We start from the raw sequence: 2,807 nt of genomic DNA, 5'->3' as shown, positions 1-2,807 counted from the left end.
GTAAAGTCAGCCAGCGAATCCGCTTCAACAGACAAGTCAACCTCCGAAAGCGACTCAACCGTAAAGTCCACTTCCGAGAGTGAGTCTACTGTAAAGTCAGCTAGCGAATCCGCTTCGACTGACAACTCGACATCAGAAAGCAATTCAACAGTGAAGTCCGCTTCTGAAAGTGAGTCAACGGTAAAGTCAGCCAGCGAATCCGCTTCGACTGACAAGTCAACTTCAGAGAGCAATTCAACAGTGAAGTCAACTTCCGAGAGTGAATCGACTTCCAAATCGCTTTCAAAGAGCTTGTCTGAATCAAAGTCAGCCTCTGAAAGTGCCTCTACTGCAAAGTCAACGAGTGAATCAGATTCAACTGTAAAATCAACTTCTGAAAGTACGTCAACCTCGAAGTCAACGAGTGAATCAACATCACATTCAGATTCTGAGTCAAAGTCACTTTCAGAATCTACGTCGACGAGCGAATCAACTTCAAGTTCGGATTTGGCATCGAAGACTGGATCTGAGAGTTTGTCTACTTCAGAATCACTTTCAAAGAGTTTGTCGGAGTCTAAGTCCGCTTCTGAGAGTGCCTCTACTTCAAAGTCAACGAGTGAGTCTGATTCAACGGTGCAGTCAACTTCCGAAAGCACTTCGACTGCTCTTTCAGATTCGACGAGTGGTTCCTTGTCGACTGTGAAGAGTACTTCTGACTCGACTTCAACGTCTATTTCTGACTCAGATTCAATCATTGCTTCTACGAGCGAATCGGTTGTAAAGTCGGCCTCAGAGTCTGTATCTACTTCAACGTCGGCTGTGGCAAGCACTTCAACGTCAGTTCTTACAAGTCAATCTGCTAGTGCATCAACGGTAGCTTCGACTTCGGCATCGGCATCAACGTCGAACTCAACTCGAACTGCTCCGTTTGATAACCTACCATCTGGTGTCACGTATAACGTTACTTATAATGTTTATGAAGAAGCTGAACTTAAGACGCTTAGTGATCGTTTTAAGAACGTTTTCGCACAGCCAGTCCAAGGAAAGATTAATTCGGATGGTACTGTTACTTTGACCATGAGTGTTACGGAAACTGTGAAGGGACTTACTTTTAACGGAAAGTCAGCTACTCCAAATGCTAATAAGTCCGTTTGGACTATCACAATTCCAAAGAGTGAAATGTCGAACGTTATCAAGGCTAACATTGTTTTGAATTACTTTGGTTTTGACCGCTATTTCGATTTCTATAGCTTTACTAATCCAACAACAAAGCAAACAGTTTTGATTCCTAAATAAACACTTTCCCTTTTTTCACTAACTTAGTTAACAAATAAGCAACATTTGTTTAATCATAAAACAGCTCTTATCAACTGATAAGGGCTGTTTTTTAAGATTTTTATAAGTTTTTGTAGTAAAAAAATGCACAAGCTGGCATAATAATATTAGTGAATTTTTATGACTGAGAACTTGTTAAAAAGCTTCGAAGTCCGAAGAATAATCAGGCAAGCAGTTTCGAATTCCGAGGGAAAATGAATAAAGAGGGGGAACCACTCGATGAATCAACAGTCGAAGACGAACTTCAAAATGTACAAGGCTGGTAAGCGTTGGATGGTCGCCGGAATGACCGCAGCTGCGGCCGTTATGATGGCCCAGCACAACCAAGCCAATGCTGATGAAAACACCAGCACTGACAATACCAAGGAAGCCGCACAAAACGTGGACACCACTGCAGCCAAGACTGTCACTTTGGACAGCCAAGCAGCTACGAACAGTGGTTCAGAATCAGAAGTTGTATCAGATCCAACTGTATACAGCCAAAACGACGAAGGTAGCACGTCTTTGTCAACGCAGTACAGCCAAATGGCTTCAAACAGCAACGCCATTTCACAATTTACTAGTTCAGTAAATTCATCATCAGATAGCCAATCTGGTAATCGCCATGGCAGCAATGCAAATCAAGACAGTCAAAGTAAGGCAGCTAGCGAATCAACTTCAAAGGCCGCTGCCGACTCAGAATCAACTTCAGCTTCAGACGTGAAGTCAACTTCTGACAGCAAGGCTGCCGCAGATTCAGCAAGCACTTCTGCTTCAACTGAAAAGTCAGCTTCTGAATCAACGTCAACTTCAAAGTCAAAGGCAGATGATGCCAATGCTTCAGAATCAGCATCGATTTCTGCTTCAACTTCAAACAGTAACGCTGCTGACTCACAATTCTCTGGGGAAGCTAGCTCAGTTAATTCAGCAAGCACGAGCCAGTCAACTTACGCTTCTGGGGTAAACTCACGTTCAACCAACGTGTCTGACACGATTAGCCGCACCACTTCATTGAGCGCAGCTGTTTCAACCCAGTTGAGCCAAATTAACTCACGTAAGGCAGCTATTTCAGGTTCATTGAGCACGAAGGTTTCAACAAGCACTTCAACTTCTTTGTCAGCCGAAACTAGCCAATCAGCCAGTGAATCCGCTTCAACTGACGCATCAAAGACAGGCTCACTTTCAACTGAAAACAGCAAGGTTGCTTCACAAAGCCTTTCAGACTCAACTGAAAACTCATTGGTTGACTCACAGTCTGAATCTGCTTCAACTGCAGCAAGTGCCATGACCTCAACTTCCGATTCAGTTTCAACTGAAGGAAGCCAAGAAGACAGCCAAAGCGATGCTGCTTCAACTTCAGATTCAGCCTCTGAATCAACGGCTAAGTCAGAATCAGAAAGTAAGGCTGCTTCAGAGTCAGCTTCAACTTCTGCATCGACTGTAAAGTCAGATTCAGAAAGTAAGTCAACTGCTGATTCAATTTCAGCCTCTGAATCAACTGCCAAGTCAGAATC

At 43.5% G+C, this 2,807-nt stretch carries 2 protein-coding genes and 1 pseudogene; 2 read left to right on the top strand and 1 reads right to left on the bottom strand.

What is annotated here, in order from left to right; translation table 11 throughout:
- Positions 1-809: pseudogene (locus tag ABSY64_RS07595) on the bottom strand (hypothetical protein); the annotation flags it as partial.
- Here ABSY64_RS07595 and ABSY64_RS07590 point away from each other — a divergent pair.
- Complete coding sequence (locus ABSY64_RS07590; protein ID WP_349642467.1) at positions 799-1,275, top strand: hypothetical protein; 477 nt, start codon at positions 799-801, stop codon at positions 1,273-1,275. The pseudogene ABSY64_RS07595 and the gene ABSY64_RS07590 overlap by 11 nt on opposite strands.
- Positions 1,276-1,533: 258 nt before the next feature.
- A partial coding sequence (locus ABSY64_RS07585; protein ID WP_349642466.1) for a KxYKxGKxW signal peptide domain-containing protein occupies positions 1,534-2,807 on the top strand: 1,274 nt, incomplete at its 3' end.

The organism is Eupransor demetentiae (genome assembly GCF_963930865.1).
In the GTDB taxonomy this organism is placed as follows: domain Bacteria; phylum Bacillota; class Bacilli; order Lactobacillales; family Lactobacillaceae; genus Eupransor; species Eupransor demetentiae.
This window is presented reverse-complemented; position numbering and strand designations above follow the sequence as displayed.